The following is a 4,794-nucleotide window of genomic DNA, read 5'->3' as shown; positions in this document are numbered from 1 at the left end:
GTATATACATAATTGTTATCCAATCAAACGGAAAAGATGATGGCGGCAGAAATCAAAAGCCGGGCAGGGGGCCTTCACCTTTGGCGCAATGCGCGCCTGGCGACGATGGCCGAAGGCGCGCCGGGACTGGGCATCGCCGAAAGGGGCGCAGTCGTCGCGCGCGACGGCCTGATCACCTATGCCGGGCCGGAAGCCGATCTGCCGGCGGCGCTTGCCCAGGGCGCTGACATCACCGACTGCGAAGGCCGCTGGGTCACGCCCGGCCTGGTCGATTGCCACACCCATCTCGTCTACGCCGGCAACCGCGCCAACGAGTTCGAGATGCGGCTGGCCGGCGCCACCTATGAAGAGGTGGCCAAAGCCGGCGGCGGAATCGTTTCCTCGGTGAAGTCATTGCGTTCCGCCAGCGAGGACGAACTGGTAGCCCAGACATTGCCGCGCCTCGACGCGCTGATCGCCGAGGGTGTCACCACGATCGAAGTGAAGTCGGGCTATGGCCTTGACGTCGACAATGAGAAGAAGTCGCTGCGTGCCGCGCGGCGACTCGGTGACAAACGCTCGGTGACGGTCCGCACGACATGCCTCGCCGCCCATGCTCTGCCGCCGGAGGCCAAGGGCGACAAGGACGCCTTCATCGATCTCGTCGCGAGCGAGATCATGCCCGCCGTGGCCGCGGAAGGCCTGGCCGACGCGATTGACGGTTTCTGCGAGGGCATTGCCTTTTCACCGGAGCAGATGGCGCGCGTCTTCGACAAGGCCAAGACGCTCGGTCTGCCCGTAAAACTCCACGCCGACCAGCTCTCCAACCTGCATGGCGCCGAGCTTGCCGCGCGTTACGGCGCGCTGTCGGCCGACCATCTCGAATACACCGACGAGGCGGGCGCGGCGGCGATGGCCAGGGCCGGAACCGTGGCGACGATCCTGCCCGGCGCCTATTACTTCATCCGCGAGACCAAGAGGCCGCCGGTCGAGCTGTTCCGCCGGCATGGCGTGAAGATGGCGGTCGCCACGGACAGCAATCCTGGCACTTCGCCGCTCACGTCCCTGCTGCTCACCATGAACATGGCGGCCACCTTGTTCGGGCTGACTGTCGAGGAATGCCTTGCCGGCGTTACCCGCGAAGCCGCGCGTGCGCTTGGCCTGCTGGAAAACACCGGCACGCTGGAGGCGGGAAAGTCCGCCGACCTCGCCATCTGGGACATCGAGCGCCCGGCCGAACTCGTCTACCGCATGGGTTTCAACCCGCTGCATGCCCGCATCTGGAGAGGACAATGACCGAACTCGTTCTGAAGCCCGGCAACGCAACGCTGGCCGACTGGCGCGCCATCTACCGCGGCGCGGTGCCGAAGCTGGACGCCGCCTGCAAGCCGAGGATCAAGGCCAGCGCCGAGGCGGTTGAGCGGATTGTCGCCAAGGGCGAGCCGGTCTATGGCATCAACACTGGCTTCGGCAAGCTGGCCAGCGTGCGCATACCCGCCGCCGATCTCGAAACCCTGCAGCGCAACATCGTGCTGTCGCATGCCGCCGGCGTCGGCGAGCCTATGCCGGTTGCCGTCACCCGGCTGATGATGGCGCTGAAGCTCGCCAGCCTCGCGCAGGGCGCCTCCGGCGTGCGGCCGCAGACCATCGCGCTGCTGGAAGCGATGCTCGCCAACGACGTCATTCCGGTGGTGCCGGCGCAAGGCTCGGTCGGCGCCTCCGGCGACCTCGCGCCGCTGTCGCACATGACGGCAGCGATGATCGGCGTCGGCGAATGTTTTACCCCGCACGGTCGTTTCCCGGCCAAGGTCGCTTTCGTCTCGCACGGGCTGGAGCCGGTGACGTTGGGTGCCAAGGAAGGCCTGGCGCTGCTCAACGGCACGCAGTTCTCGACGGCTTTCGCGCTGGCCGGCCTGTTCGAGGCCGAGACCCTCTATCAGTCGGCGCTGGTCGCCGGCGCGCTGTCGACGGACGCCGCCAAGGGCTCGGACGCGCCCTTCGACCCGCGCATCCATCTGCTCAGAAAGCATCGCGGCCAGATCGAGACGGCGGATGCGCTGCGCAATTTGATGGCCGGCAGCGCCATCCGTGAATCGCACCGCGTGGGCGACGAGCGCGTGCAGGATCCGTACTGCCTGCGCTGCCAGCCGCAGGTGATGGGCGCCGCCCTCGATGTGCTGCGCAAGGCGGCCGACACGCTTGAGACCGAGGCCAATGGCGTCACCGACAATCCGCTGATCTTCGCCGAGGACGATACGGCGCTTTCGGGCGGCAATTTCCACGCCGAGCCGGTGGCCTTCGCCGCCGACATGATCGCGCTTGCCGTCTGCGAGATCGGCTCGCTGTCGGAGCGCCGCATCGCCATGCTGGTCGATCCGGCGCTGTCCGGCATGCCGGCCTTCCTGACGCCGAAGCCGGGACTGAATTCCGGCTTCATGATCCCGCAGGTGACGGCGGCGGCGCTGGTTTCCGAAAACAAGCAGAAGGCCTATCCGGCAAGCGTCGATTCGATCCCGACCTCCGCCAACCAGGAAGACCATGTCTCGATGGCCGCGCACGGCGCCCGCCGCTTGCTTGGCATGATCGAGAATGCGACCGCCGTCATCGGCATCGAACTCCTGGCGGCCGCTCAAGGCTGCGATTTCCATGCGCCGCTGGCGTCGAGCGAAGCTCTTGAAGCGGTGCGCAAGCTGGTCCGGGCCGAAGTGCCGCATCTCGACAATGACCGCCATTTCCATCCCGACATGGAAAAGGCCATCGCCATGGTGCGCAGCGGCGCCGCGGTGAGTGCGGCGAGCGCCGTGGCCTTGCCGGCGATTGCGGGAGCGGTGTGATGGCCGCGCCTTCCTGGCTCACCGTAACCCGAGGCACCGCACCCTTGCTGGTCTCGATCCCGCACACCGGCATCGACCTTGCCGGTCTCGACAGCCGGCTGGTCTCGCCCTGGCTCGGCCGCCGCGACTGCGACTGGTGGATCGACAAGCTCTACGATTTTGCGGCCGACCTCGGCGCGACGGTGGTGCACACCGCGATCTCGCGCACCGTCATCGACGTCAATCGCGACCCGTCCGGCGTCTCGCTCTATCCCGGCCAGGCGACGACCGGCCTTTGCCCGACCGAGACCTTCGACGGCGATCCGCTCTACCATATGGGTGAGGAGCCGACGCCTTCGGAAATCGACGAGCGCCGCGAGACCTACTTCAAGCCTTACCATGCCGCCCTGCAGGCCGAGATCGACCGCCTGCACGGCATGCACGGAAGAATCGTCCTCTACGACTGCCACTCGATCCGCTCGGTGCTGCCGCGCCTGTTCGGGGGCACGCTGCCGGTGTTCAACCTCGGCACCAATGACGGCAAAAGCACCGATCCGGCCCTTCAGGCCAAGGTCGCCGAGATCATGGCCGCAACCGGTCAGACATGGGTGGTCAACGGCCGCTTCAAGGGCGGCTGGATCACGCGCAGTTTCGGCCATCCGCAAAACGGTGTCCATGCGCTGCAGATGGAGCTTTCCAACCGCGGCTACATGCGCGAGCCCGAAGGAAGGGGCGCGCCGGACAACTGGCCGGTGCCCTACGATCCCGAATACGCGGCGCCGATCCGCGCCACGCTGAAGACCATCCTCGAAACCACCATTGACTGGGCCGGGCGCTGACGCGCCGCCTTACTCGAAAGGGACAATGATGACCAATCCTCGCCACAACATCCGCGAGATCCGCAGCCCGCGCGGCGCCGAACTCAACGCTCGCAGCTGGCTGACCGAGGCGCCGCTGCGCATGCTGATGAACAATCTCGATCCCGACGTCGCCGAAAACCCCAACGAGTTGGTTGTCTATGGCGGTATCGGCCGCGCAGCGCGCACCTGGAACGATTTCGACCGCATCGTCGCCTCGCTGAAGACGCTCGCCGATGACGAGACGCTGCTGGTGCAGTCCGGCAAGCCGGTCGGCGTCTTCCGCACGCATGCCGATGCGCCGCGCGTGCTGATCGCCAACTCCAACATCGTGCCGCATTGGGCGAACTGGGAGAAATTCAATGAGCTCGATAAGAAGGGCCTGATGATGTACGGCCAGATGACGGCCGGCTCCTGGATCTATATCGGCACGCAAGGCATCGTCCAGGGCACCTACGAGACCTTCGTCGAGGCCGGCCGCCAGCACTATGGCGGCAACCTCAAGGGCAAGTGGATCCTGACCGCCGGCCTCGGCGGCATGGGCGGGGCGCAACCGCTGGCCGCCGTCATGGCCGGCGCCTCGTGCCTGGCCATCGAATGCAATCCGGACTCGATCGATTTTCGCCTACGCACCCGCTATGTCGACGAGAAGGCCGAGACGCTCGATGAAGCAATGGAAATGATCGAGCGCTGGACCAAGGCCGGCGAGGCGAAGTCGGTCGGCCTGCTCGGCAACGCTGCCGAGATCGTACCGGAAATGTTCAAGCGCGGCATTCGCCCCGACATCCTCACCGACCAGACTTCGGCGCATGACCCAATCAACGGCTATCTGCCCAAGGGCTGGACGATGGCCGAGTGGCGCGAGAAGCGCGTCTCGGACCCGAAGGCGGTCGAGAAGGCGGCGCGCGCGTCGATGCGCGAGCATGTCGAGGCGATGGTCGCGTTTTGGAACGCCGGTGTGCCGACGCTGGACTACGGCAACAACATCCGCCAGGTCGCCAAGGAAGAGGGCTTCGAGAACGCCTTCGCTTTCCCTGGCTTCGTGCCGGCCTACATCCGGCCGCTGTTCTGCCGCGGCATCGGCCCGTTCCGCTGGGCAGCGCTTTCGGGCGATCCCGAGGATATCTACAAGACCGACGCCAAGG

The 4,794-nt window shown here is 66.2% G+C and carries 4 protein-coding genes; all 4 read left to right on the top strand.

Annotated features, from left to right (window positions below; genetic code table 11):
- Positions 1–39: 39 nt before the first annotated feature.
- Positions 40–1,275: an imidazolonepropionase gene (hutI, locus tag EN781_RS26240; protein ID WP_126055035.1), complete on the top strand. Its 1,236-nt coding sequence runs from the start codon at positions 40–42 to the stop codon at positions 1,273–1,275.
- Positions 1,272–2,813 carry a histidine ammonia-lyase gene (hutH, locus tag EN781_RS26235; RefSeq protein WP_126055034.1) on the top strand — a complete coding sequence of 514 codons (1,542 nt, stop codon included), beginning with the start codon at positions 1,272–1,274 and terminating at the stop codon, positions 2,811–2,813. The genes hutI and hutH overlap by 4 nt, the downstream gene beginning before the upstream one ends.
- Positions 2,813–3,631, top strand: coding sequence for an N-formylglutamate deformylase (gene hutG, locus EN781_RS26230; RefSeq protein ID WP_126055033.1), 819 nt, complete (start codon positions 2,813–2,815; stop codon positions 3,629–3,631). The genes hutH and hutG overlap by 1 nt, the downstream gene beginning before the upstream one ends.
- Positions 3,632–3,656: 25 nt before the next feature.
- Positions 3,657–4,794, top strand: a 1,138-nt coding sequence (hutU, locus tag EN781_RS26225; RefSeq protein ID WP_189347865.1) for a urocanate hydratase, incomplete at its 3' end; no start/stop codon positions are given.

It is taken from the genome of Mesorhizobium sp. M4A.F.Ca.ET.090.04.2.1, from assembly GCF_003999085.1.
GTDB lineage: Bacteria > Pseudomonadota > Alphaproteobacteria > Rhizobiales > Rhizobiaceae > Mesorhizobium.
This window is presented reverse-complemented; position numbering and strand designations above follow the sequence as displayed.

Coding starts and splice junctions, on each gene's coding strand:
- hutG (WP_126055033.1), top strand. CDS start 2,813: ATGGCCGCGCCTTCCTGGCTCACCGTAACCCGAGGCACCGCACCCTTG.
- hutI (WP_126055035.1), top strand. CDS start 40: ATGGCGGCAGAAATCAAAAGCCGGGCAGGGGGCCTTCACCTTTGGCGC.
- hutH (WP_126055034.1), top strand. CDS start 1,272: ATGACCGAACTCGTTCTGAAGCCCGGCAACGCAACGCTGGCCGACTGG.